We start from the raw sequence: 24,992 nt of genomic DNA, 5'->3' as shown, positions 1-24,992 counted from the left end.
TCCCCCTCTTCGTGAGGCCTCTTCACGAGGCTTCACGAGGCCCTTCATGAGGACATGACCATGTACAAGTTTTTCTTCCGGCTGGTCTTCCAGGGGATGGACGCCGAGAAGGCCCACCACCTGGCCTTCCGCTGGATTCGCCTCGCCGTCCGCATCCCGGTGCTGCGCACCTTCGTCGCAGCCGCGCTCGCGCCCCGCTACAAGGAGCTGCGCACCGAGGCCCTCGGGCTGCGGATGCACGGCCCGTTCGGGCTCGCCGCGGGCTTCGACAAGAACGCCGTCGCGATCGACGGCATGTCGATGCTCGGCTTCGACCACATCGAGATCGGCACCGTCACGGGCGAGCCGCAGCCGGGGAACCCGAAGAAGCGGCTGTTCCGGCTGGTGCCCGACCGCGCCCTGATCAACCGCATGGGCTTCAACAACGACGGCTCGGCCGCCGTCGCCGCGCGCCTCGCCTCCCGCGTGCCGGTCTTCAAGACCACCGTGGGCGTCAACATCGGCAAGACCAAGGTCGTGCCCGAGGCCGAGGCCGTCGGCGACTACGTGAAGTCGACCGAGCGGCTCGCCCGCCACGCCGACTACCTCGTGGTGAACGTGTCGTCGCCGAACACTCCCGGCCTGCGCAACCTCCAGGCCGTCGACCAGCTGCGGCCTCTGCTCAGCGCCGTACGCGAGGCCGCCGACCGCAGCGTGCCGGACCGCCGCGTACCCCTGCTCGTCAAGATCGCTCCCGACCTGGCCGACGACGACATCGACGCCGTCGCCGACCTCGCCGTCGAGCTCGGTCTGGACGGCATCATCGCGACGAACACGACCATCGCGCGCGACGGGCTCGGCCTGGCCTCCGACCCCACTCTGGTGAAGGAGACCGGCGGCCTGTCCGGCGCGCCCCTCAAGGAGCGCTCTCTGGAGGTCCTGGGGCGCCTCTACGCGCGCGTGGGGGACCGGATCACCCTCGTGGGCGTCGGCGGCATCGAGAACGCCGAGGACGCCTGGCAGCGGATCCTCGCGGGCGCGACGCTCGTACAGGGGTACAGCGCCTTCATCTACGAGGGCCCGTCCTGGGCGCGCGCCATCCACAAGGGCCTGGCCGCGCGGCTGCGCACCAGCCCGTACGCCACCCTCGCCGAGGCCGTCGGCGCCGACACCCGAAAGGCATCCGCATGAGCCCCCTGGAACCCTTCGGCGCGCGTCTGCGCCACGCCATGGACACCCGCGGGCCGCTGTGCGTCGGCATCGACCCGCACGCGTCGCTGCTCGCCGGCTGGGGCCTGAACGACGACATCCAGGGCCTGGAGACCTTCACCCGTACCGTGGTCGACGCCCTGGCGGACCAGGTCGCCGTCTTCAAGCCGCAGTCGGCCTTCTTCGAGCGCTTCGGCTCGCGCGGGATCGCCGTCCTGGAGAAGGCGGTGGCGGACCTGCGCGACGCGGGCGGCCTCGTCGTCATGGACGCCAAGCGCGGCGACATCGGCTCCACCATGGCCGCGTACGCGGAGACGTACCTCCGCAAGGACGCGCCGCTGTTCTCGGACGCGCTGACCGTCTCCCCGTACCTCGGATACGGATCGCTGAAGCCGGCCGTCGATCTCGCGCGGGAGAGCGGCGCCGGGCTCTTCGTCCTCGCTCTCACCTCCAACCCGGAGGGGGCCGAGGTCCAGCAAGCGGTGCGCGCGGACGGCCGCACCGTCGGCGCGACCATGCTCGCGCACCTCGCCGACGACAACGCGGGCGCCGAACCGCTCGGCTCCTTCGGCGCGGTCGTCGGCGCGACGCTGGGCGACCTCTCGTCGTACGATCTCGCCATCAACGGCCCGCTCCTGGCCCCCGGCATCGGCGCCCAGGGCGCGACCCCTGCCGACCTTCCGCGGGTCTTCGGCGAGTCCGTACGCAATGTCGTCCCGAACGTCAGCCGGGCCGTCCTGAAGGCCGGCCCCTCCGCGGCCGCTCTGCGCGACGCTGCGGCCCGTTTCGCGGACGAGGTACGCGAGGCGGTGGAGGGCGCGTAAGACGCCGGACGCACATGGCGGGGCGGTGACCTCCGAGTCCGTGGCCTGCACCTGCCCGTGGCCGTGGCCTGCTGCGGCCCGGTCGACGTGAGCAAGTCTCTCGTCGACCGGGCCGCGTTCCGTTTCCGCCCACACCTGCCGACCTGACGCTGGGAGCCGCGCTCCCCTCTCCGTTGGTTCCTTCGCCCGCCCCGACCGGTCCTGTTGTGCAATACAAAATTCTGTGTTGCATCCGTGGCGCGGCGCGACGGCCACCTTCTACCTTCCCCTTTCAACGGGTCCGGCCTCCATTCGTCCGGAACGCCCTGGAGTTCCCCTCATGCGCCGGTTCCTGTCCCGGAGTCGGGCACCCTTTCCCCCGAGGAGCTTCGATGAGCGCACGATTCAGACGTCGGATCGCGGCGGTCGCTGTGCTGAGCGCACTGGCCACCGCCACCGCATGCAACGTTCAGTCCAAGGACGATTCCAAGAGCGCCGGCGCCACCGCCGGCAGCAGCGCCGGATCGGTGAAGGACCTCAAAGTCGGCTGGTCCACGATCTATCTGACGCCGTCGTGGATGCAGCAGACGCTGAAAATGCTGGAGGACGACGTCTCCAAGCTGAAGTCCAAGGGCACGGTGGCCTCGTTCAAGACGTTCAACGCCAACGGCGACACATCGCAGCAGATTTCCCAGATCCGCGCGATGATCCAGCAGAAGTACGACGTCATACTCGTCGACGCCGGTTCGTCCACCGCTCTGAACCCGGCGCTGGAGCAGGCAGTCGCGGCCGGGATCACGGTGGTGTCGTTCGACTCGCTCGTGACGAGCAGCAAGGTCGTCAAGGTCGGTACGGACCAGAAGAAGTGGGGCGGGATGATGGCCCAGTGGCTCGCCGACAAGCTCGGCGGCAAGGGCAGCATCATCGCCATGAACGGCCCCGCGGGCGTGGCCGTCAGCGAGGACCGGTGGGCCGGAGCTGAGGCGGTCTTCAAGAAGTACCCCAAGATCAAGATCGTCAGCAATGTGCACAGTGAGTACAACCTCGCCCCCGCCGCGCAGGCGTTCGCCTCCGCCTACTCCGCGCACCCCGACATCGACGGCGTCTTCTCCCAGGGCGGCGCGTTGTCGGCGGCGGCCCTGCAGACGCTGGTCAAGCAGGACAAGAAGCTGATCCCGATCACCGGCGAGAACTACAACGGCTTCCTCAAGCTCTGGCAGTCCAAGCAGAAGGAAGGTTTCTCCTCTCTGGCCACGGCACAGCCCAACTACCTCTCGGTGATCGCCCTGGAGGCGGCCGTCGCCAAGCGGGAGGGCACGGACGTGCCGTCGGACATCACGGTCCCGCTGCCGGAGATCAACGACAGCAACCTCAGCCAGTACGTGAAGCCGGACCAGCCGGACGACTCGTACCCGATCACTGCACTGCCGCAGTCCGAGATCGACAAGCTCATCGGCAAGTAACCGGCCCCGAGGAGTGCAGCCGTGACAGTGCTGAACGTGGATCAGGTGTCGAAGTCGTTCGCCGGGAACCGCGTCCTCCGCGAGGTGAGCTTCGACGTCCGGCCGGGGGAGGTGCTGGCCCTGGTCGGGGAGAACGGGGCCGGCAAGAGCACCGTGCTCTCGCTCATCACGGGCCTGCTCTCTCCCGACTCGGGCCGGATCGTGTACGACGGCGAACCGGTCCGGGCGTGGTCGCCGCACCGCGCCCGGGCCGCCGGAATCAGCTCCGTGCACCAGGAGTTGAGTCTCAATCCGCACCAGACGGTCGCGGAGAACGTGTTCCTCGGCGCCTGGCCGAGCCGCCGGGGCCTGGTGCGGGCCCGGGACCTGGCGGCCCGCGCCCGGCCGCTCCTCGAGCGCGTGGGCCTGGACGTCGACCCTGGCACCAGGGTCGGGCGGCTCCCACTGGGCCGTCAGCAACTGGTCGAACTGGCCAAGGCGCTGGCGGGCGAGCCGCGGCTGCTGATCCTCGACGAGGCCACCTCGGCGCTCGACGAGGACCAGGTGCAGGCCGTCTTCCGGGTGGTGCGTGAACTACGTGACCAGGGCGGTTCCGTGGTCTTCGTCAGCCACCGGATGGCCGAGCTCTTCGCGGTGAGCGACCGGCTGACCGTCCTGAAGGACGGCGAGGTCATGGCCACGCGGAAGCGTGACCGCACGGACCACGACGACATCGTGCGGCTCATGGTGGGGCGCGAGCTGTCCGACCTCTTCCCCGGGAAGGCGGCCGCGACGAGGCCCGGGGATCCTCTCCTGCGGGTACGCGGGCTGAGCGTGCCCCGCGCCTGCTCGGACATCGACCTCGAACTCAGCCCCGGACGGATCCTCGGCCTCGGCGGTCTCCAGGGTCAGGGCCAACGCGAGGTGCTGCGCGCCCTGTTCGGTCTGGAACGCCATACCGGGCAGCTGGAAATCGACGGCCGGCCCTGCAGGATCGCCTCGCCGCGTGAGGCGATCCGCCACCGCATCGCGTACGTGCCCGAGGACCGCAAGACCGAGGGCCTGCACGTCGCGCAGAGCGTCCGGGCGAACCTAGCCCTCACCAACCTGCGCCAACTGGCCCCGGCGAGGCGACTGTCCACCGTCGTCCGCGGCGCGGAGGCCAGGCTGGTGGCCGAACTCATCGGCACCATGCGCATCAAGGCGTCATCGCCGGACCAGGAGGCCCGCCGCCTGTCCGGCGGCAACCAGCAGAAGGTCGCCCTGGCCAAGTGGCTGCCCACCGAGCCCCGGGTGTTGCTGCTTGCCGAACCGACGCGCGGCATCGACGTGGGCACCAAACGGGAGATCTACCACCTGCTGCGCCGCCTCGCCGACGACGGCGTGGCGGTGCTCGTGACCTCGGGAGACACCATGGAACTGGTCGGCCTCTGCGACGAGGTCGCGGTGATGTACGAGGGTTCGATCGTCGAGCGGCTCGCCGGCGGTGAGTTGACGGAGGAGAGCCTGGTTCGGGCGTCTGTCACGGGGGGCGCCGGCGCCGCGCAGGGGACTGGGGCGGATGCCCTGGACGGTGTGGAGGCCGCGGACGGCTCCTCGGGCGGCGCGGACGCTGTAGTCGCTCCCGAGGCCGTGGGCGACGCGGGTGGTGCCGGTGGTGCGGACGTCGTTGACGTCCTAGCGGCCTCGGACGGCGCGGATGGTGCCGATGGTGCGGACGCCGTCGACGCCCCAGGGGCCGCGGGTGGCGATGGTGGTGCCCGGGGTGCGGACGCCGTTGACGTCCTGCAGGCTGCGGGTCGCGCCGACGGTGCCGACGGGCCGGACGCCGTCGACGCTCCGGAGGCCGCGGACGTCCCCCATGCGGTGGCGCCCGCCGGCCCGCCCTCGGCCGGTGCCCCGGCCGGGGCCGCCGAGCGCACCACGGGCGCACCCGGGAGCGTGGCCAGTGCGTGACCGTATAGGTACCGTCGCCCGGGGCAACACGGACATCCTCGCGCTGGTCGGGCTGCTGCTCGTCCTGCTCGTCGCGTACCAGCGCTACGACAGCAGCCTGCTCACCCCCGCGTCCATCACCATCCTCTCGGCCCAGTTCCTGCCGCTCATCCTTGCCGCGGCGGGCCAGACCACAGTGATGCTCCTCGGCGGCATCGACCTTTCGCTGGGTGCGGTGCTCGGCATCGCCATGGCCGTGTTCGCCGTGTCCGACGCCCACAGCGCCGGAGCCGTCGCCACCGCCGCGGTCATCGCCCTGGGCGCGGCCGTCGTGGCGGGCGCGGTCAACGGCGTGCTGGTCGCGTACGCCGGACTACCGCCCATCATCGTCACCCTGGCGGCGTCGTTCCTCTGGGCCGGCGTGACCCTGGTGATCCTTCCGCAGCCCGGCGGCAGCGTGCCGTCGGGCCTGGTGGACGCCTACAACAACGGCTGGAACGGCATCGCGCTCCCCGCTGTCGCGATCGCCGTCGCCCTGGCGCTGTGGCGCCTCCTCCGTACGACCCGGCACGGCCTTGCCCTGTACGCCGTGGGCGGCAACGAGCACGGCGCGTACGCCAGCGGGATCCACACGCGAGGCGTGAGGATCGCCGGATACGCGCTGGGCGGTGCGTTCGCCGGGTTCGCCGGGATCGGCCTGGCCATCCAGACCGGCTCCGCCGACCCCACGATCGGGGCGCCGTACACGCTGAACTCCATCGCCGCGTCCGTGCTCGGCGGAATCGGCTTCTTCGGCGGCGTGGGCCGGATGCGCGGCACCGTACTCGGTGCCCTGGTGATCGGACTGCTCACCAACCTGCTGCTGTTCACCGGGCTCTCGCCCTTCTACCAGCTCATCCTCCAGGGCGTGGTCCTCATCGTGGCCCTGGCCCTGAAGACGCTTCTGACGAGGAACACAAGGGACAAGGAGGCCCTGGCATGAGCGCGTCGTCATCGCCCACGGGCATCACGGCACCACGCCTCCTCACGGCGCTGCGTGACTCCCGCGCGGGACTGGCCTTCGCCGTGCTCGCTCTCACCTGGATCGCGGCCGTCCTGTTCGCATCCGGTTTCGACACCGCCTCCAGCTTCCGCTTCCTCGTCCAGACGTCGTCCTTCCTCGGCATCGTGGCGGTCGGCCAGACACTCGTCGTCATGATGAGCGGAATCGACCTGTCCGTGTCGGGCGTGGTGGCCCTGTCGGCGGTCGTGTGCGCCAAGGTGGCCTCAGGCTCGGGACCGGGCGACGCGGCGGGCATCACGGCGGCCCTGGCCCTCAGCGCCCTCGTCGGTGCCGTGAACGCCGCCGGGGTGGTGTGGCTGCGGGTGCCGCCCATGGTGATGACGCTGGCGACGGGCACGATCATCTCGGGCGCACTTCTCGTCTACACCGACGGCTCGCCCAGCTCGGCGAAGGTCCCGCTGCTCGATTCGCTCGCCAACGGCAGGGTTCTCGGCGTGCCGCTGGCCTTCGTCCTGTGGCTGCTGATCACCTCCGTCGCCGGGTGGGTACTGCATCTGTCGCGTACGGGCCGGTACGTCTTCGCGCTCGGCACCAGCGAGCCGGCCTCCCGCGCCTCCGGCGTGCCGCTCGCTGCGACGACGTTCATCGCCTACCCGGCGTGCGCGCTCCTCGCCGGGGTGGCCGGCCTCGTGCTGCTCGGGTTCACCGGCACCAGCTCTCTCACCATGGGCAGCCCGTACCAACTGCTGTCCATCGCGTCGGTGGTGCTCGGCGGCACGTCCATCCTCGGCGGGCGCGGCCACGTCCTCGGCACCGTGGCGGGGGCGCTGCTGCTGACGCTCCTCACCGCGCTGCTGACCTCCTGGAACATGTCCGAGGGCCTCCGGCAGGTCGTCCTGGGGGTGCTGATCATCGCCTTGCTGCTGGTCTACGCGAGGGAGCGCAGGGCATGACGGCGCGGGGCTCGACGGCCACCGAGGAGGACGCCGAGGCGCTGCTTCGTGCCCTGGTGGCGATCCCCAGCGTGAACCCCCGGGACGGGCAGGAGGAGCGGGGCGGGACAGGGGACGGCGGGCCGGGCGTGCAGGGCGAGGGCGCGCCGGTCACTCAGGGGGTGGGTGGTGCGTCCGCCCAGGGCGAGGACGACGGGGCGGGAGCCCGCGACGAGGGTGGTGAGACGGCGGTCGCGCGGTTCGTCCGCGACTGGCTGGCCCGGCGGGGCGTACAGGCGACTCTGGAGGAGGTGCTGCCGGGCAGGTGCAACGTGGTCGCCGTCGTTCCGGGACGCGACGAACGTGCGGTCCTGCTCGAATCGCACCTGGACACGGTCGAGACCGACGGCATGACCGTCGAACCGTACGCCGGTGAGGTGCGCGACGGCCGCCTGTACGGGCGCGGCGCGTGTGACGCCAAGGGGCCGCTCGCCGCGCTGATGCTGGCCGCCGCCGAGCTCGCGCGCGGCGAGCCACCCGCGTACAGCGTGGTGCTCGCCGGGGTCTGCGACGAGGAGCACGCCTACCGCGGCGTCCTCGGCCTGCTGGAGCAGCTGGGCGGGCGGAAGGTCGTCGGCGCGATCGTGGGCGAGCCCACCGGGCTGGCCCCGGTGACCGCGCACAAGGGCGTCGTGCGCTACACCGTGCGTACGACGGGCCAGGCCGGCCACAGCTCCCGGCCCGAGGACGCCGCCAACGCGGTATCGCTGATGGCCCCGGTGATCGCCCACATCGACGCCACGGCCCCCGGCACGCCGCCGCATCGGATGCTGGGCGCGGCCACGCGGTGCGTGACCCGGATCCGCGGCGGCACCGGGCCGAACACCGTCCCGGGCATCTGCGAGGTCGACGTGGACCGGCGGACCCTGCCCGGCGAGGAGCCGATGGAGGTGTGGCGGCAGGACCGCGCGGAGCTGACGGCCCTCGGCGGCCCGCTCGAGGTGGATGCCCCGTTCACCGTCGACCACGCCCTCGACACCCCGCCCACCAGCCCGGTCGTCGCCGCGCTGTGCCGGGTCCTCGCCGACCACGGCCTGCCGCCCACCGCGACCGGCATGCCCTTCGGCACCGACGCCAGCAAGATCGCCCGCGCGGGCATACCGTCTGTGGTCTTCGGCCCGGGCTCGGTCACGGACGCCCACTCGGCCGCCGAATCCGTAGCCCTGGCCGACGTGACCCTCGCGTCCCACATCGTGGCAGCGACGGTACGACGCCTCGCCCCGACGCAGGAGCAGCCGGACGACGGCACGGCCGCGTTCACGGAGGCGGTCGCACGACCCCGCACTGAGCCGGATGACGCGGAACACTGGACCGCCCCAAGCGCTGGGCCGCAAGCCGGTCCGGCGCCCGATGCCGGCGCGACCCGGGGCCCGGCCGAGGGCGCCACGGGCCCTGCCCGGGCCCACGGCAGTACGGCCCCCGGTCCGACCTGCGGCGGCACCGTCCTGACGGCTGACGGCTGCAGGGTCCCTGGCCCAGCCAGCCGCGGCACGCCGCCTGCCACAGCAGACAGCGCCACCGGCCGTGCGCCGGCTGACGGCGGCATGGTCTCTCGCCCGGCCGGCAGCGCCATCGGCCGTGCGTCGGCCGATGGCAGCACGGGCGGTACGGCTGACGGCGGCATGGTTCCTCGCCCGGCCGGCAGCGCCATCGGCCGTGCGTCGGCCGATGGCAGCACGGGCGGTACGGCTGACGGCGGCATGGTTCCTCGCCCGGCCGACAGCGCCACCGACCCTGCGGCGCCCGCCAACGGTAGCCAGGGCGGTAGAGGCCCTCGCCCGGCCGGCAGCGGCGCCGCAGACGGCGATGCGGCCGGTGACTCGAGCGGCGGCGGCCCGGCACGTGGCGGTTCCCGCCACCCGGTGGGCCGCCGCCAAGCCCGGGGCGCCGTGCGGCTGAACGAGTACGTGACGCTGGTGGGCAGTGGGGCCGCCGGGTTCGATCTCACCGATCCGCTGGACTGCCACGTCTACCTCGTCCGCGGAGCGCAGCGCGCCGCCCTGATCGACGCGGGCGCCGGCCGCTCCGCCGACGGCATCCTCCGCAACGCGGCGGACGCCGGAGCTCCCGAGCCGGAGTACCTGCTGCTCACGCACGGCCACGCCGATCACGCCGGCGGCGCCGCGGCGCTGGCCGCACGGCTGCCCGCACTGCGCGTGCTGGCTGGGACGCCGGCCCATGCGTGGATCGCCGAGGGGGACGAGACACGACTCAGCCTCGACCGGGGCAAGGCGGCCGGCGTGTACCCGCCCGACTACACCTTCGCGCCCTGCCCGGTCGCCGCGCCGCTGGCGGACGGCGAGGAGATCGACCTCGGCGGCGACGTGGTGCTCCGCGCGCTGGCCACGCCAGGCCACGCCGACGGGCACCTGTGCTATCTGCTGACGGCACCCGGCCACCGGGCCCTGTTCTCCGGGGACTGCGTCTTCACCGGCGGCCGGATCTCCCTGCAGAACCTGCACGACTGCAGGGTCCCGGAGTACGCAGCCAGCCTCACGCGGCTCGCGACGCTCGACATCGACGCGCTCTTCCCCGGCCACCACGAGATCTCCCTGGCCCGTGCGGGGCGGCACCTCCAGGCTGCGGGGGCCACCGTGGCCCACGGCCTTCTGCCGAGGAGTACGACATGACCACCACACCGGCGGCTCCCCGCAACCAGTCCTCGTCGCTCCGCCGAGCGCTCACCCTCCTCGCGTACGTCCGCGACCACGCCGGATCCGGCCGGGGCATACCCCTGACCCGCATCGCAGAGGACCTCGGCATCAACAAGAGCACCGTGCTGCGCCTGGCCACGCCCCTCGTGGAGGCCGACCTCCTGGTCCGCGACCGGGACACCGGCTGGTTCCGGCTCGGCCATGGCACCCTGCGGCTGGGCCAGGCCTATCTGTCCTCCCTCGACCTGCGCACCGTCGCCGCCGAACCTCTCCGGCTGCTCCAGCAGGCCGTGGGCGAGACCTGCCATCTGGTCGTCTACGAGCCCCCGGACGTCGTCTACATCGACAAGGTCGAGAACGAGACCAACGTACGGATGGCCTCCCGCGTGGGCAGCCGGGTCCCTGCGTACCGCACGGCCGTGGGCAAGACGATCCTCGCGTGGCTGGACGAGGAGGCATTCCGCCTGGTGGTGGCGGCGGGCATGCCGTCCGTCACCGAGAACACCGTCACCGACCCGGTGCGGCTGCGAACCGAGCTGGAACGCATACGGCGGCAGGGCTACGCCATCGACGACCGCGAGAACGAACCCGAGGTACGGTGCGTCGCTGCGCCGATCTTCGACCACACCGACGGCGTGGCGGGCGCCCTGAGCGTCTCGGGACTGACCACCCGGATGACGCCGTCGCGAGTCCGGGAGGTCGCCCCCGTCGTGGCGAGGACCGGGCTCGAGATCTCTCACGCCCTCGGTTCCTCGCGGGGGCGGGACACACGCCACTGAACCGCTTTCCCCCTACGGGTGGGCGGTACGGGGACGAGCGCATCGCCCCGTGACCGCCTGCACTCCTCGAGTCAACGAGTCACCTCAGTGAGTCATCGAGTGCCCCGTTCTCGTCGCTTGGTCGATTCATCGATTTTTCGATGTCCAGAGTCATGGAGAAGTCACATGGAGTCATCCCTCTACGCATTCGTCGAGGATCTTCGGGGCGAGGGGCCGGAGAAGGTGCTGGACCGCGTACTCGGTGAGTACGGCTGTGACGGCCTGACCGTCGCCGCCGCCTACCACCGGGCACGTGACGTCACGCCGCACGGCTCGTCACGGGTGACTCTGCGCCGGGACGGGGTCCACTTCATCCCTCCCGCGGATCTCTTCGACGGGCTGCGGCTCCAGCCACCGGTCCAGGATGGCGCCGAGGAGGAGCCGCTGCGGGCGGTGCGCCGCCTCACCGCCGAGCGGGGCGCCGGGCTGTCCGGCTGGACGGTGTTCCTGCACAACACCACGCTCGGGCTCGCCCACCCGGAGACCACCCAGGAGAACTGTTTCGGCGACCGAGCGGCCCCAGCCGACCTGTGTCCCGCACACCCGGACGTACGGGCCTATGCCACGGCGCTCGCCCGCGCCGTCGCACGCACGGGCGTGGACGCGGTCGTCGCCGAGTCGCTCCACTTCGGCCTGTTCGGGCACGGCTACCACCACGAGCGCGACTTCGTCGGGCTCGGTCCGGTGGAGGACTTCCTGCTCGGCCTGTGCTTCTGCGTCCACTGCCGCCGGCGCACGGAGGCGGCGGACGCCGACGCCGGATCGGCCCGCGCCGAGGCCGCCCGCGCGGTGCAGCGGGTGCTTGACGGCGCGACCCCGCTGCCCGGGCCGCTCAGCCCGGAGGCGCTGGCCGAGCAGGTGGGACGCTCTGTGGCCGACTACGCGACAGGCCGCCGGGAAACGGTCAGCTCGCTCGTCGCGACGGTGGCGTCGGCCGTGGCGGACGAGGGCTCACGGCTGGTCTTCATCGACCTCACCGGGGCAGCCAAGGGATACGCGGACGGCCTGCCTGCCGACGGTCCCGCCGTGGACGACGCCTGGCGGTGCGGCGTGGACCCGGCGGCCGTGGCCGCCTCGGCCGCCGGTTACGCGGTGCTGGCATACGCCCGCGACCCGGCCAGGATCGCCCAGGACCTCACCGCCTACCGAGCCGCCGTCGGCGACGGCCCGGCGCTACGGGCGGTCCTGCGCCCAGGCCGTCCCGACACCTCGACGGACACCCACCTCGCCGAGAAGCTACAGGCGCTCGCCACGACCGCCGACGCCGTCGACTTCTACCACTACGGCCTGTATCCCCTCCCGGTACTGACCCGCATCGGCCACGCGCTGGCAGGCCGCTCGCGGAAATAAGCCGCGGCACCGGGCATCGCACGGCACCGGTCCATGGCTCCGGCGGCGGTGCGCTCCCGTGCTGCGCCTCGCTGACAGGCGCGCCGTGGGCCGGGCGCTTGCCGCTCGTCCCGCGACTGAGGCGCGGCACCGACGCCGGCCCCTCGCCCGTGACCCGCCGCCCGGTGGTGGCGCGATCTCCCACCCCGGCGGAAGGCCTCCGCCACCGTCCCGCCCCGTCCCACCCGCGACGCGCCGGGGCGGCGCGGAAGCGTTTCTTCTAGCTCCTCCACGGTCTTCCCATGCGCCGCGCAGGGTGCCCAAGCCCCTCGTCACAGGGCCTAGCCGCCCGCGCTCGAGGCGAATACACCCTCAAATCCGGGGCAATATGCCCGATATGTCGGGTTCAATGGAGGCTGACCAGGACTTTTCGTCTGTTCTCGCTGACTCCGGCGGACTTGGCCGCTAGTCTCCGTCGAGAGCGCACGGGCAAAGCGTTGCTCGTTGCTCCCCAGGTGTGGGGCGACTAGGTTCCTCACCGGTCCGTATCCGACAGTTCGACATCCGAGGTGACGTAGGCGTGGCTCTTCCGCCCCTTACCCCCGAACAGCGCGCAGCCGCGCTCGAAAAGGCCGCCGCGGCTCGCCGGGAGCGGGCCGAGGTCAAGAATCGACTCAAGCACTCCGGCGCCTCCCTTCACGAGGTCATCAAGCAGGGCCAGGAGAACGACGTCATCGGCAAGATGAAGGTCTCCGCTCTCCTCGAGTCCCTGCCGGGCGTGGGCAAGGTCCGCGCCAAGCAGATCATGGAGCGACTCGGGATCTCCGAGAGCCGTCGGGTGCGCGGCCTCGGCTCCAACCAGATCGCGTCGCTTGAACGCGAGTTCGGCGGCGGTGCCGCCTGACGTTCTCGGGCACCCCTGAGAACCTGGATAATCACTGCATGGCTGCAACAACCCGGGGGGCGACCCCCGTACCCCCGGACGTACGTCCGCGGCTGACCGTGCTCTCCGGCCCCTCCGGGGTCGGCAAGAGCACGGTCGTCGCTCATATGCGCGCAAAGCACCCCGAGGTGTGGCTCTCGGTGTCGGCGACGACCCGCAAGCCGCGCCCCGGCGAGCGGCACGGCGTCCACTACTTTTTCGTCACCGACGAGGAGTTCGACAAGCTGATCGCCAACGGCGAGCTGCTGGAGTGGGCCGAGTTCGCGGGCAACCGCTACGGCACCCCGCGCCGCGCCGTGCTCGAGAAGCTGGAGGCCGGCGAGCCCGTCCTCCTGGAGATCGACCTCCAGGGCGCGCGTCAGGTCAGGGAGTCCATGCCGGACGCCCTGCTGGTGTTCCTGGCTCCTCCCTCCTGGGAGGAGCTGGTACGCCGGCTGACCGGACGGGGCACCGAGCCGCCCGAGGTCATCGAGCGCCGTCTGGAAGCAGCCAAAGTCGAGCTGGCGGCCGAGTCCGAGTTCGACACCACCCTGGTCAACACCTCCGTCGAGGACGTGGCACGTGAGCTGCTAGCCTTGATGGCGGTGTCTTCTGGGGAATAGGGATCCACTCCCGGCGGGGAACGCCCCTCAGCGGGGCAACGAGCCCCGGCGGGGAACAACCCCGGATCCCGGGATCCCCGGACCCAGTGTTTGATCTTTCTCGTTTTTCCCATCCATCGGAAGGTAGAGCGTGTCCTCTTCCATCACCACGCCCGAGGGCATCATCAACCCGCCGATCGACGAGCTCCTCGAGGCCACCGACTCGAAGTACAGCCTCGTGATCTACGCGGCCAAGCGTGCTCGCCAGATCAATGCGTACTACTCGCAGCTCGGCGAGGGCCTCCTCGAGTACGTGGGTCCCCTCGTGGACACGCACGTGCACGAGAAGCCGCTCTCGATCGCCCTGCGCGAGATCAACGCGGGACTGCTGACCTCCGAGGCCGTCGAGGGCCCGGCGCAGTAAGGCGTTTTCCGAAGCGCCCAAGGGGGCGTTTCGCAGCACCACAGGCCCGGCAGCTCGACTGCCGGGCCTGTGGTGTGTCATGAGTGGGTACGCGTTCGTCACCGGGTCCGCAGGTCAGCCAGCAGGTCAGCGGGCCGGCAGCCGGCAGGGAGAAGAGCAGACGGTGGACAAGCCGAAGGTCGTTCTGGGCGTCAGTGGTGGCATCGCCGCCTACAAGGCATGCGAGCTGCTGCGGCAGCTGACCGAGTCGGGGCACGACGTACGCGTCGTGCCCACCGAGTCCGCGCTGCACTTCGTCGGCGCCGCCACGTGGTCGGCGCTCTCCGGCCATCCCGCGGCGACCGAGGTCTGGTCGGACGTGCAGGAGGTCCCGCACGTACGGATCGGGCAGACCGCCGACCTCGTCGTCGTCGCGCCCGCCACCGCGGACATCCTCGCCAAGGCCGCCCACGGCCTCGCCGACGACCTGCTCACGAACACGCTGCTCACGGCCCGCTGTCCGGTGATCTTCGCCCCGGCCATGCACACCGAGATGTGGGAGCACCCCGCCACCCAGGAGAACGTCGCGACGCTGCGGCGCCGCGGGGCCGTCGTCATCGAGCCCGCCGTCGGCCGCCTCACCGGCGTCGACACCGGCAAGGGCCGCTTCCCGGACCCCGTGGAGATCTTCGAGGTCTGCCGCCGGACACTGGCCCGCGGCACGCACGCGACGGACCTCGCCGGCCGCCACGTCGTCGTCAGCGCGGGCGGCACCCGCGAACCGCTCGACCCCGTCCGCTTCCTCGGAAACCGGTCCTCCGGCAAGCAGGGGTACGCCCTGGCCCGTACCGCGGCGGCGCGCGGGGCCCGCGTCACGCTCGTCGCCGCCAACACCACCGGGCTGCCCGACCCGGCGGGCGTGGAGGTCGTCCCCGTGGGGACTGCCGTCCAGCTCCGCGAGGCCGTGATCAAGGCCGCGGCCCATGCCGACGCGGTCGTGATGGCCGCCGCCGTGGCCGACTTCCGCCCGGCGGCGTACGCCACCGGCAAGATCAAGAAGAAGGACGGCGAGGACCCGGAGCCCATCGCTCTGGTCCGCAACCCGGACATCCTCGCCGAGATCTCCGCCGACCGGCCCCGCCCCGGCCAGGTGATCGTCGGGTTCGCCGCCGAGACCGACGACGTACTGGCGAACGGCCGCACCAAGCTGCAGCGCAAGGGCTGCGACCTCCTCGTCGTGAACGAGGTCGGGGAGCGCAAGACCTTCGGCTCCGAGGAGAACGAAGCCGTGGTGCTCAGCGCCGACGGCAGCGAGACCCCCGTGCCGTACGGTCCCAAGGAGGCGCTCGCGGACACGGTGTGGGACCTCGTCGCAGACCGCCTCGCCTGACCGGGCGGCACCTGCCCTGGGCGGTCGCCGTGCGGTGACGCGACACGCCGAAAGGCCGACGGCCGACCGTGTCATCGTTCACTCGAACGGCGACCCGAGTTGCGGTTCAGGTGAACAGCGCTACTGTTCCACCGCACGTCGCGGACCCCGTGATTTCGGGGTCCGCAGCCCTGGTGCGGGCCGATCGCCGCACCGCAGAATGCCAGTGCCCCAGGTCACAGGGCTTCCATGTGTCGAGACACGTGGTCCGGCGGCCGGGCACGACCGATAAACTGGTCTCGGACGACGCCGGGCGCAGCCTCCGGCCGGTCCGTCAATGATCAGCCAGCAGCCGCTGCAACCACAGGGAGCGTTGTGTCCCGTCGCCTGTTCACCTCGGAGTCTGTCACCGAGGGTCACCCCGACAAGATCGCTGACCAGATCAGCGACACCATTCTCGACGCGCTTCTCCGCGAGGACCCGACCTCCCGGGTCGCCGTGGAGACGCTGATCACCACCGGCCTGGTGCACGTGGCCGGCGAGGTCACCACCAAGGCGTACGCGGACATCGCGACGCTGGTGCGCAACAAGATCCTCGAGATCGGGTACGACTCCTCGAAGAAGGGCTTCGACGGCGCCTCCTGTGGTGTCTCCGTCTCCATCGGCTCGCAGTCGCCGGACATCGCACAGGGCGTCGACACGGCGTACGAGACCCGTGTCGAGGGTGACGACGACGAGCTGGACAAGCAGGGCGCGGGCGACCAGGGCCTGATGTTCGGCTACGCCTGCGACGAGACGCCCGAGCTGATGCCCCTCCCGATCTACCTCGCCCACCGGCTCTCACGTCGGCTGACCGAGGTGCGCAAGAACGGGACCATCCCCTACCTGCGCCCCGACGGCAAGACCCAGGTCACCATCGAGTACGACGGTGACAAGGCGGTCCGTCTGGACACCGTGGTCGTCTCCTCGCAGCACGCGAGCGACATCGACCTGGACTCGCTCCTCGCCCCCGACATCCGCGAGTTCGTGGTCGAGCCGGAGCTGAAGGCCCTGGTCGACGACGGCATCAAGCTGGAGACCGAGGGCTACCGCCTGCTGGTCAACCCGACCGGCCGCTTCGAGATCGGCGGCCCGATGGGTGACGCCGGCCTGACCGGCCGCAAGATCATCATCGACACGTACGGCGGCATGGCCCGCCACGGCGGCGGTGCCTTCTCCGGCAAGGACCCGTCCAAGGTCGACCGCTCCGCCGCGTACGCGATGCGGTGGGTCGCCAAGAACGTCGTCGCAGCGGGCCTCGCGGCCCGCTGCGAGGTGCAGGTCGCCTACGCGATCGGCAAGGCCGAGCCCGTGGGCCTCTTCGTGGAGACCTTCGGCACCAACACCGTGGACCAGGACAAGATCGAGTCGGCCATCAGCGCCGTGTTCGACCTCCGGCCGGCCGCGATCATCCGCGACCTGGACCTGCTGCGTCCGATCTACGCCCAGACCGCGGCGTACGGCCACTTCGGCCGTGCCCTGCCGGACTTCACCTGGGAGCGGACGGACCGCGTGGACGCGCTGCGCAAGGCGGCGGGGCTGTAAGGCCCACCAGACCCGCAAGACCGAGTACGCCGCGAGGCCCGGACCCCCAGCAGGGGGCCGGGCCTCGCGCCGTTTCCGGCGGCGGCCGGCTCATCCTCCGGCCGGGAGCTCGGCCCGGGCCGGTTGTCGGTGGGGTCTGGTAGGAATGCTGCTGTGAGCAGCGACAACGGGCAGGGTGCGGGCGCGGGGGGCGTGCCGCCGGAGCAGCTCGCGCTGATTCGCGAGAGTGTGCGCAAGGCCAAGGCGCCGCGAGCCAAGCCGCGGACCTGGCGGGGGGCCGCGCTGGCCAAGGAGCGGCCGGTGGCGCGGGTGCTCGTCGACAAGGGCGTGCTGCACCTCGACCGGTACTTCGACTATGCGGTGCCGGAGGAGCTGGACGAGCAGGCGCAGCCGGGGGTGCGGGTCCGGGTGCGGTTCGGGGCCGGGCGGCATCGTGTGCGTGAGGGGCGGCGCGAGGGCGGCGGACTCGTCGACGGGTTCCTCGTCGAACGGGTCGCCGAGTCGGACTACTCCGGGCCGCTGGCCGCACTTGCCCAGGTCGTGTCCACCGAGCCGGTGCTGAGCGAGGAACTGCTCGGGCTCACGCGGGCCGTCGCCGACCGGTACGCGGGGAGCGTCGCCGATGTGCTGCAGCTAGCCGTACCGCCGCGCAACGCACGGGCGGAGGCCAAGCCCTCGCCGGAGCCGCTGCCGCCGCCATCGGCGCCCGAGCCCGGATCGTGGGAGCGGTACGCGCAGGGTCCGGGGTTTGTGGACGCGCTCGCCAAGGGGGCCTCTCCGCGGGCTGTGTGGAACGCCCTGCCGGGGCAGGAGTGGGCCGACGAGCTGGCGCGGGCCGTCGCCGCCACGCTCGCCTCGGGACGCGGAGCCCTGGTTGTGGTACCGGACGGCCGGGCGGTCGCCCGGGTCGACGCCGCGCTGACCGCGCTGCTCGGCACGGGACGGCACGCGGTCCTCACCGCCGATGCCGGGCCCGAGAAGCGGTACCGGCAGTGGCTCGCGGTTCGGCGCGGGTCCGTGCGGGCCGTCGTAGGGACGCGCGCGGCGATGTTCGCTCCCGTCCGCGATCTGGGGCTCGTCGCGATCTGGGACGACGGGGACAGCAGCCACAGCGAGCCCCATGCGCCACAGCCCCATGCACGCGAGGTGCTGCTGCTGCGCGCCGCGCACACCAAGTGCGCGTTCCTGCTCGGCGGTTGGAGCTCCACCGTCGAGGCCGCGCAGCTGGTGAACAGCGGGTGGGCACTGCCCCTCGTCGCTGACCGCGAGCAGATACGGCGCGCGGCTCCGCTCGTACGCACGGTGGGGGACGCCGACCTCGCGCGGGACGAGGCGGCGCGGACTGCCCGTCTGCCCACGCTCGCCTGGCAGGTCGTCAGGGACGCGCTGGGGCGCGGGCCCGTGCTCGTGCAGGTGCCGCGGCGCGGCTATGTGCCGAGGCTGTCGTGCACGCAGTGCAGGGCGCCTGCCCGCTGCCGGCACTGCGCCGGGCCGCTGGAGGCCAAGGACGCCGGGCCGCTGCGGTGCGCGTGGTGCTGGCGGGACGAGACCGCCTGGCACTGCCCCGAGTGCGGGGGGTTCGGGCTCCGGGCCCGGATAGTCGGCGCCCGGCGCACCGCGGAGGAGCTGGGACGCGCGTTTCCCGCCGTGCCGGTGCGCACGTCCGGGCGCGAACACGTGCTGGACACGGTGCCGGCGGCCCCTGCCCTGGTGGTGAGTACGCCGGGCGCAGAGCCCGTCGCCGAAGGCGGCTACGCGGCGGCGCTGCTGCTCGACGGCTGGGCGATGCTGGGGCGGCCCGACCTGCGGGCCGGCGAGGAGGCGCTGCGCCGGTGGATCGGGGCTGCAGCGCTCGTACGTGACCAGGGCGCGGGCGGGACGGTCGTGGTCGTCGCCGAGCCGACGCTGCGGCCCGTCCAGGCGCTGGTGCGGTGGGACCCCGTCGGACATGCGGCGCGCGAGCTCGCCGAGCGGGCGGAGCTGGGCTTTCCTCCGGTGTCCCGGATGGCATCGGTGTCGGGGACGCCGGACGCCCTGGCGTCCTTCCTCGCCGGGGCCGAACTGCCTGCTGCGGCCGAGGTGTTGGGTCCCGTGCCGCTGCCGGTGACGGGCCCCGGTCCTTCGCGCCGCCCGGGCGCGCCACCGCCCGGCGAGCACTGGGAGCGCGCGCTTGTCCGCGTGCCGCCCGGCCGCGGAGCGGCACTGGCGTCCGCACTGAAGAATGCCCAGGCTGCGCGCATGGCGCGCGGCGGTGGGGAACCGGTGCGGATTCGGATCGATCCGCCGGATATCGGGTGAAGTCTTGGGCGGGAGGGTGCGCATCCGGAGGGAGGAGCGCGCCGTGGCGGTCCGGGATGGATGCGGCAGCCTGGCGCTGCGGAGGCGCTGTGTCCACCTTCCGCCAAGCGCTCGGCTGCCCTTGAGCCGGCCCCCCGTCGCCCGGGGGTACCTCCCAGGCCCTCCAGGCACTGGGGGAGGAACGACTGCCCACAGCGAGCGGCGGCGTGCGCGCTATGTGGTCCGCGAGCACGCAGGCGGGCGTGCGCGACATGCGTCTGCCTCCCGCCCCGCGCGCGGTCGGCGCGCTTGGCCGGGAGGCAGACGCCGGAGTCAGCCGTTGCGCGGGCCGGGGAAGGCCCCAGGACGCGCTTCGTCGCGGAGTCCGAGGCTGCCCGCCGTCGGCTGGGTGGGCATGGATCGTGCGGCCGGGACGGCCGGGACGGCGGGGACGGTCGGGAGCGCCGTGCCCAGGGGCACGGCCCGGGCGCTCGACGGCTCCGCCGCGCGCTCGGCGTTGGCCGCCGCCTGGGCCGCGGCCCGCCGGGCGCCGTACCGCCGGTGCACAGCCTGCTTCGTCACTCCGAGCGCCGAGCCCACCGCGTCCCACGAGAAGCCCAGTGAGCGGTCGAAGTCCACAGCGGCCGTGACCAGGGTCTCGACGCTGTCCCGCAGCTCCTGGGCGAGACGGACCGTCGGCGCGGGTGCCCGTCCGTAGACGACGAAGCCCGTGGAGGGGCCGGAGCGGCGCGGGCGGTAGACGTTGCCCAACTGGGCGGTGAGGGTGCGCAATGCGTCCACCTGCCGGCGGACCCGCTCGATGTCCCGCACCAGCAGGTGCAGGCTGGCCCGAGCCTGGGCGTCGTGGGTTGCATGGTCGGCCATGAACAAGCCTCTCGAACCGGCGTTGAAAGGGATCGGGCCGTGTCGGCGGCCCATGTGGTCAACTCTCTCTTGACCAACGCGCCGAACGGTGTGTGGTCACGCTGAAAGGGCGTAAGGGCATATGCGCAGGGCGCACATCTGCGCGTACGCCCCCGCGGTTCCTGCCCGACGTCGGAGCGTGCCTGCCCGGCGTCACCGACCGGGCCACGCGCCGGCCCGCCCGCGGACCATAGACTGGTGCGCTGCCGTCACAGACCCCGGCCCCCGGCCGGAAACCTGTGGGCCTGCACGAGAGATGCGAGGTATTTCCGAGTGAAGCTGGTCTTCGCGGGCACCCCCGAGGTCGCCGTTCCCGCTCTGGACGCCCTGATCGCCTCCGGACGGCACGAGGTGGCCGCCGTCGTCACCCGGCCGGACGCACCCGCCGGGCGCGGCCGCCACCTGGTCGCCAGCCCGGTCGCCGTACGCGCCGAGGAGGCCGGCATCGAGGTGCTCAAGCCCGCGAAGCCGCGCGACGAGGACTTCCTGGCGCGGCTGCGGGAGATCGCGCCCGACTGCTGCCCGGTCGTCGCATACGGGGCGCTGCTGCCCAAGGCCGCGCTCGACATCCCGGTCCACGGCTGGGTCAACCTGCACTTCTCGCTGCTGCCCGCCTGGCGCGGCGCCGCCCCCGTGCAGCACGCCCTCATGGCGGGCGACGAGATCACCGGCGCGTCCACCTTCCTCATCGAGGAGGGCCTCGACTCTGGGCCCGTCTACGGCACCGTGACGGAGCAGGTGCGCCCCACCGACACCAGCGGCGATCTGCTCACCCGGCTCGCCTTCGCGGGTGCCGGGCTGCTCGCCGCGACGATGGACGGCATCGAGGACGGCACCCTGAAGGCCGTTCCGCAGCCCACCGAGGGCGTCACAATCGCGCCGAAGATCACCGTCGAGGACGCACAGATCGACTGGGCGGCGCCCGCTCTGCGCGTGGACCGCGTGGTGCGCGGCTGCACGCCGGCCCCCGGCGCGTGGACCGTCTTCCGAGGCGAGCGGCTCAAGCTCGTCCAGGTCGCGCTCACCCCCGACCGGCAGGACCTCGCGCCGGGGGAGCTGTCCGCCGGCAAGAACAACGTGTACGTCGGAACCGGGTCGCACGCCGTGGAACTGCTGTGGGTGCAGGCCCAGGGCAAGAAGCCGATGAAGGCCGCGGACTGGGCCCGCGGGGTCCGAATCCCCGCCGGCGAGCTGCTCGGGGGACACGGACAGCGGTAGCTCTCGCGGTACCGCGAGGGGGCAGTCCCGGCCCGCGATCCAGGACGCGGGGCACGTACCCTTGACAGGTACGTCATCCAGGATCCGGAGCACCTTTTTCGTGAGCGAGTCACCTCGTCGTCCCCGTCCGGGGGCCAAGCCGTACCGCCGTCCCAAGAAGGACCCCGTCCGCATGCTCGCCTTCGAGGCGCTGCGCGCCGTCGACGAGCGCGATGCGTACGCCAACCTCGTCCTGCCCCCGCTGCTGCGGAAGGCCCGCGAGAAGGACGGCTTCGACGGGCGGGACGCGGCGCTCGCCACCGAGCTGGTGTACGGGACGCTGCGCCGGCAGGGGACGTACGACGCGATCATCGCGGCCTGCATCGACCGGCCGCTGCGCGAGGTGGACCCGCCGGTCCTGGACGTGCTCAGCCTCGGCGCGCACCAGCTGCTCGGCACGCGTATCCCGTCGCACGCGGCGGTCTCCGCGACCGTGGAACTGGCGCGCGTCGTCCTCGGCGACGGGCGCGCCAAGTTCGTCAACGCCGTGCTGCGCAAGGTCGCGCAGACCGATCTGGACGGCTGGCTGGAGCGGGTCGCGCCGCCCTACGACGAGGACCCCGAGGACCATCTGGCCGTCGTGCACTCGCATCCGCGGTGGATCGTCTCGGCGCTCTGGGACGCGCTGGGCGGGGGACGGGCCGGGATCGAGGACCTGCTGGAGGCCGACAACGAGCGGCCCGAGGTCACGCTCGTCGCGCGGCCGGGCCGCTCGACCGCCGAGGACCTGCTCGGCGGCCTGGGCGAGGAGGCGGCCCTGCCGGGACGCTGGTCCCCCTACGCGGTACGGCTCACCGAGGGCGGCGATCCCGGCTCGCTGGACGCCGTCCGCGAGGGGCGTGCGGGCGTCCAGGACGAGGGCAGCCAGCTCGTCGCGCTCGCCCTCGCGAACGCGCCCCTCGACGGGCCCGACCGGGCATGGCTCGACGGGTGCGCGGGCCCCGGCGGCAAGGCCGCGATGCTCGCTGGTCTCGCCGCGCAGCGCGGCGCCGTGCTCCTCGCCTCCGAGAAGCAGCCGCACCGCGCCGGACTCGTCGCCAAGGCGCTCGCGGGCAACCCCGGCCCGTACCAGGTCATCGCCGCGGACGGCACGCGCCCGCCGTGGCTCCCGGGCACCTTCGACCGCGTCCTGATGGACGTGCCCTGCACCGGGCTCGGTGCCCTGCGCCGCCGCCCGGAGGCCCGGTGGCGGCGCCGCCCGGACGACCTGGACGGCTTCGCACCCCTGCAGCGCGCACTGCTGCGCACCGCGCTCGCCTCGGTCCGCGTCGGCGGTGTCGTCGGCTACGCGACCTGCTCGCCGCACCTCGCCGAGACCCGCGCGGTGGTCGACGACGTGCTCAAGCACGACGGCGGCGCAGAGCTGATCGACGCACGCCCGCTGCTGCCGGGCGTACCGGCGCTGGGCGAGGGACCGGACGTACAGCTGTGGCCGCATCTGCACGGCACGGACGCGATGTACCTGGCGCTGCTGCGGCGCACGGCCTGACGGCGGGCGATCCTCGCCACGGCCGCCGCGAGCGCCCCGTCCGTCGCAGTCGGCCGCCCTCGGCCGGTCCCGGTCGTACTCAGGTACGGACCGAGGAGAGCAACCGGCGCAGGACATGGCAGGCTTGGGGCATGGCCGTGCAGATCAACCCCAGCATCCTGTCCGCAGACTTCGCCCGCCTCGCCGACGAGGCGCGTGCGGTCGAAGGCGCCGACTGGCTCCACGTCGACGTGATGGACAACCACTTCGTCCCGAACCTCACCCTCGGGGTGCCGATCGTGGAGTCCCTGAGCCGTGCCACGGACACCCCGCTGGACTGCCATTTGATGATCGAGGATCCCGACCGCTGGGCTCCGCAGTACGTCGAAGCGGGTGCCGGCTCGGTCACCTTCCACGTCGAGGCGGCGGCCGCACCCGTGCGCCTGGCCCGCGAGATCCGCGCGAAGGGCGCCCGGGCCGCCATGGCCCTCAAGCCGGCCACGCCCATCGAGCCGTACGAGGACCTGCTCCCCGAGCTGGACATGCTGCTGGTCATGACCGTCGAGCCGGGCTTCGGCGGGCAGGCGTTCCTCGACATCATGCTGCCGAAGATCCGCCGCACCCGTGAGCTGATCGGCAAGCACGGCCTGGAGCTGTGGCTGCAGGTCGACGGAGGTGTCTCGGCCTCCACCATCGAGCGTTGCGCCGAGGCCGGCGCGGACGTCTTCGTCGCCGGTTCCGCGGTGTACGGAGCCGACGACCCGGCCGAGGCGGTACGTGCACTACGCACCCAGGCGGAGGCGGCGACCGCCACCGCCGGTTGGGCGTGCAACCACTGACCGACGAGTACGTGAACGCCGCCCATCAGGGCTGATCAAGCACGCCGGATCTGCAAGGATGAACGGCGAATCCAGAGTGTGAACAGCAGTGAGGAGAGCGCCGTGACTGGCATGTCGGCGGGACGGCCAGCCCTGCGGATGGGACCCGCTGAGCTGGTGCAGGCGGCGGCCATGGCCCGTCGCTTCTACCTCGAGGGCAAGTCCAAGATCCAGATCGCCGAGGAGTTCGGCGTCAGCCGGTTCAAGGTGGCCCGGGTTCTGGAGACGGCGCTCGAGCGCGACCTCGTACGGATCGAGATCCGGGTGCCGGCCGAGCTGGACGCCGAGCGTTCCGACGCGCTGCGCTCCCGGTACGGCCTGCGGCACGCCGTGGTCGTCGAGTCCCCGGCGGAGGCCGAAGAGTCGCCCGACCCCGAGAACCTCGGCGAGGTCGCGGCGGACCTACTCGGCGAGCTCGTCCACGAGGGCGATGTCCTCGGCCTCGCCTGGGGCCGCTCGACGATCCACATGGCGGCGGCCCTCGACCGGCTGCCGCCCTGCACCGTCGTGCAGCTCACGGGCGTGTACGACGCCGGGACCGCCGAGCGCGGCTCGGTGGAGGCAGTCCGGCGGGCCGCGCAGGTGTCCGGCGGGGACGCGCACCCGATCTACGCGCCGATGCTGCTGCCCGACGAGGCCACGGCCGCGGCGCTGCGCAACCAGACCGGCATCGCCCGCGCCTTCGAGTACTTCGACAAGGTCACCGTGGCCTGCGTGTCCATCGGCTCCTGGGAGGCGGGCATCTCCACGGTCCACGACATGCTCAGCGACGAGGAGCGCGCCCACTACGCGTCGCTGGGGGTCGCCGCCGAGATGTCGGCGCACCTCTTCGATGCCGAGGGGCGGCGGGTCGGCCGGGATCTGGGCGAGCGGTGCATCACCGTCGAGGCCGACCGGTTGCGGCGGATCCCCGAGGTGGTCGCCATCGCGGGTGGTCAGCGAAAGGCGCCGGCGATCGACGCGGTGTTGCGGTCGGGGCTGGTCACCAGTCTCGTTACGGACACCGCGGCTGCGGACTATCTGATGGCGGCGGGGTCCACGCCGCGGCCGGCCCTGGATCGGGCGGATCCGGACGGGCCGTGACCTTGGGCCTGTTCCCCCACCCCACCAGTTCCCGTAGCCAGGGGGCCAGCCCCCTGGACCC

General features: G+C 72.4%; 20 protein-coding genes. 19 read left to right on the top strand and 1 reads right to left on the bottom strand.

What is annotated here, in order from left to right; translation table 11 throughout:
• Window positions 1-60 precede the first annotated feature (60 nt).
• From ABT009_RS05160 to ABT009_RS05090, 15 genes are all read left to right on the top strand, one after another.
• Complete coding sequence (locus ABT009_RS05160; RefSeq protein ID WP_351289728.1) at window positions 61-1,170, top strand: quinone-dependent dihydroorotate dehydrogenase; 1,110 nt, start codon at window positions 61-63, stop codon at window positions 1,168-1,170.
• A complete protein-coding gene (gene pyrF, locus ABT009_RS05155) occupies window positions 1,167-2,012 on the top strand; it encodes an orotidine-5'-phosphate decarboxylase (protein ID WP_351289726.1) in 846 nt (281 codons plus the stop codon). Before ABT009_RS05160 ends, pyrF begins: the two co-directional genes overlap by 4 nt.
• Window positions 2,013-2,383: 371 nt before the next feature.
• Entirely contained in the window at window positions 2,384-3,454 is a 1,071-nt protein-coding gene (locus ABT009_RS05150) for an ABC transporter substrate-binding protein (RefSeq protein ID WP_351289724.1), read from the top strand.
• A 21-nt stretch (window positions 3,455-3,475) separates the two neighbouring features.
• Window positions 3,476-5,389, top strand: coding sequence for a sugar ABC transporter ATP-binding protein (locus ABT009_RS05145; RefSeq protein ID WP_351289722.1), 1,914 nt, complete (start codon window positions 3,476-3,478; stop codon window positions 5,387-5,389).
• Window positions 5,382-6,350: an ABC transporter permease gene (locus ABT009_RS05140; RefSeq protein WP_351289721.1), complete on the top strand. Its 969-nt coding sequence runs from the start codon at window positions 5,382-5,384 to the stop codon at window positions 6,348-6,350. The genes ABT009_RS05145 and ABT009_RS05140 overlap by 8 nt, the downstream gene beginning before the upstream one ends.
• Window positions 6,347-7,324: an ABC transporter permease gene (locus ABT009_RS05135; RefSeq protein WP_351289719.1), complete on the top strand. Its 978-nt coding sequence runs from the start codon at window positions 6,347-6,349 to the stop codon at window positions 7,322-7,324. The genes ABT009_RS05140 and ABT009_RS05135 overlap by 4 nt, the downstream gene beginning before the upstream one ends.
• Complete coding sequence (locus ABT009_RS05130; protein WP_351289717.1) at window positions 7,321-9,993, top strand: M20/M25/M40 family metallo-hydrolase; 2,673 nt, start codon at window positions 7,321-7,323, stop codon at window positions 9,991-9,993. The genes ABT009_RS05135 and ABT009_RS05130 overlap by 4 nt, the downstream gene beginning before the upstream one ends.
• Window positions 9,990-10,796 carry an IclR family transcriptional regulator gene (locus tag ABT009_RS05125; RefSeq protein WP_351289715.1) on the top strand — a complete coding sequence of 269 codons (807 nt, stop codon included), beginning with the start codon at window positions 9,990-9,992 and terminating at the stop codon, window positions 10,794-10,796. Before ABT009_RS05130 ends, ABT009_RS05125 begins: the two co-directional genes overlap by 4 nt.
• Before the next feature lie 165 nt (window positions 10,797-10,961).
• Window positions 10,962-12,185: a DUF1152 domain-containing protein gene (locus ABT009_RS05120; protein ID WP_351289713.1), complete on the top strand. Its 1,224-nt coding sequence runs from the start codon at window positions 10,962-10,964 to the stop codon at window positions 12,183-12,185.
• A 559-nt stretch (window positions 12,186-12,744) separates the two neighbouring features.
• Window positions 12,745-13,068: an integration host factor gene (locus ABT009_RS05115; RefSeq protein ID WP_005319887.1), complete on the top strand. Its 324-nt coding sequence runs from the start codon at window positions 12,745-12,747 to the stop codon at window positions 13,066-13,068.
• Window positions 13,069-13,106: 38 nt separating this feature from the next.
• Window positions 13,107-13,709 carry a guanylate kinase gene (gmk, locus tag ABT009_RS05110; protein WP_351289711.1) on the top strand — a complete coding sequence of 201 codons (603 nt, stop codon included), beginning with the start codon at window positions 13,107-13,109 and terminating at the stop codon, window positions 13,707-13,709.
• 130 nt (window positions 13,710-13,839) lie between these two features.
• Entirely contained in the window at window positions 13,840-14,112 is a 273-nt protein-coding gene (gene rpoZ / locus ABT009_RS05105; RefSeq protein WP_030610454.1) for a DNA-directed RNA polymerase subunit omega, read from the top strand.
• Between the two features lie 163 nt (window positions 14,113-14,275).
• Complete coding sequence (gene coaBC / locus ABT009_RS05100) at window positions 14,276-15,481, top strand: bifunctional phosphopantothenoylcysteine decarboxylase/phosphopantothenate--cysteine ligase CoaBC (protein WP_351289708.1); 1,206 nt, start codon at window positions 14,276-14,278, stop codon at window positions 15,479-15,481.
• A 354-nt stretch (window positions 15,482-15,835) separates the two neighbouring features.
• On the top strand, window positions 15,836-17,044 hold the full coding sequence (gene metK, locus ABT009_RS05095) for a methionine adenosyltransferase (protein ID WP_351289706.1): 1,209 nt from the start codon (window positions 15,836-15,838) through the stop codon (window positions 17,042-17,044).
• 153 nt (window positions 17,045-17,197) lie between these two features.
• Window positions 17,198-19,342 (top strand): primosomal protein N', encoded by a 2,145-nt coding sequence (locus tag ABT009_RS05090; RefSeq protein WP_351289704.1) that lies wholly within the window; start codon window positions 17,198-17,200, stop codon window positions 19,340-19,342.
• A gap of 312 nt (window positions 19,343-19,654) precedes the next feature.
• Here ABT009_RS05090 and ABT009_RS05085 read toward each other — a convergent pair whose 3' ends face one another.
• A complete protein-coding gene (locus ABT009_RS05085; RefSeq protein WP_351289702.1) occupies window positions 19,655-20,206 on the bottom strand; it encodes a hypothetical protein in 552 nt (183 codons plus the stop codon).
• A gap of 312 nt (window positions 20,207-20,518) precedes the next feature.
• On the opposite strand from ABT009_RS05085, the gene fmt reads away from it, so the two are divergent.
• The 4 genes from fmt to ABT009_RS05065 all read left to right on the top strand — a co-directional run bounded on the left by fmt (window position 20,519) and on the right by ABT009_RS05065 (window position 24,931).
• Window positions 20,519-21,463, top strand: coding sequence for a methionyl-tRNA formyltransferase (gene fmt, locus ABT009_RS05080; protein ID WP_351289700.1), 945 nt, complete (start codon window positions 20,519-20,521; stop codon window positions 21,461-21,463).
• Between the two features lie 100 nt (window positions 21,464-21,563).
• Window positions 21,564-22,991 carry an RsmB/NOP family class I SAM-dependent RNA methyltransferase gene (locus ABT009_RS05075; RefSeq protein ID WP_351289698.1) on the top strand — a complete coding sequence of 476 codons (1,428 nt, stop codon included), beginning with the start codon at window positions 21,564-21,566 and terminating at the stop codon, window positions 22,989-22,991.
• Window positions 22,992-23,122: 131 nt separating this feature from the next.
• Window positions 23,123-23,809 (top strand): ribulose-phosphate 3-epimerase, encoded by a 687-nt coding sequence (gene rpe, locus ABT009_RS05070; protein WP_351289696.1) that lies wholly within the window; start codon window positions 23,123-23,125, stop codon window positions 23,807-23,809.
• 78 nt (window positions 23,810-23,887) lie between these two features.
• Window positions 23,888-24,931 (top strand): sugar-binding transcriptional regulator, encoded by a 1,044-nt coding sequence (locus ABT009_RS05065; protein WP_351289694.1) that lies wholly within the window; start codon window positions 23,888-23,890, stop codon window positions 24,929-24,931.
• Window positions 24,932-24,992 lie beyond the last annotated feature (61 nt).

The sequence above is a fragment of the Streptomyces sp. NPDC002896 genome, from assembly GCF_040295225.1.
GTDB lineage: Bacteria > Actinomycetota > Actinomycetes > Streptomycetales > Streptomycetaceae > Streptomyces.
This window is presented reverse-complemented; position numbering and strand designations above follow the sequence as displayed.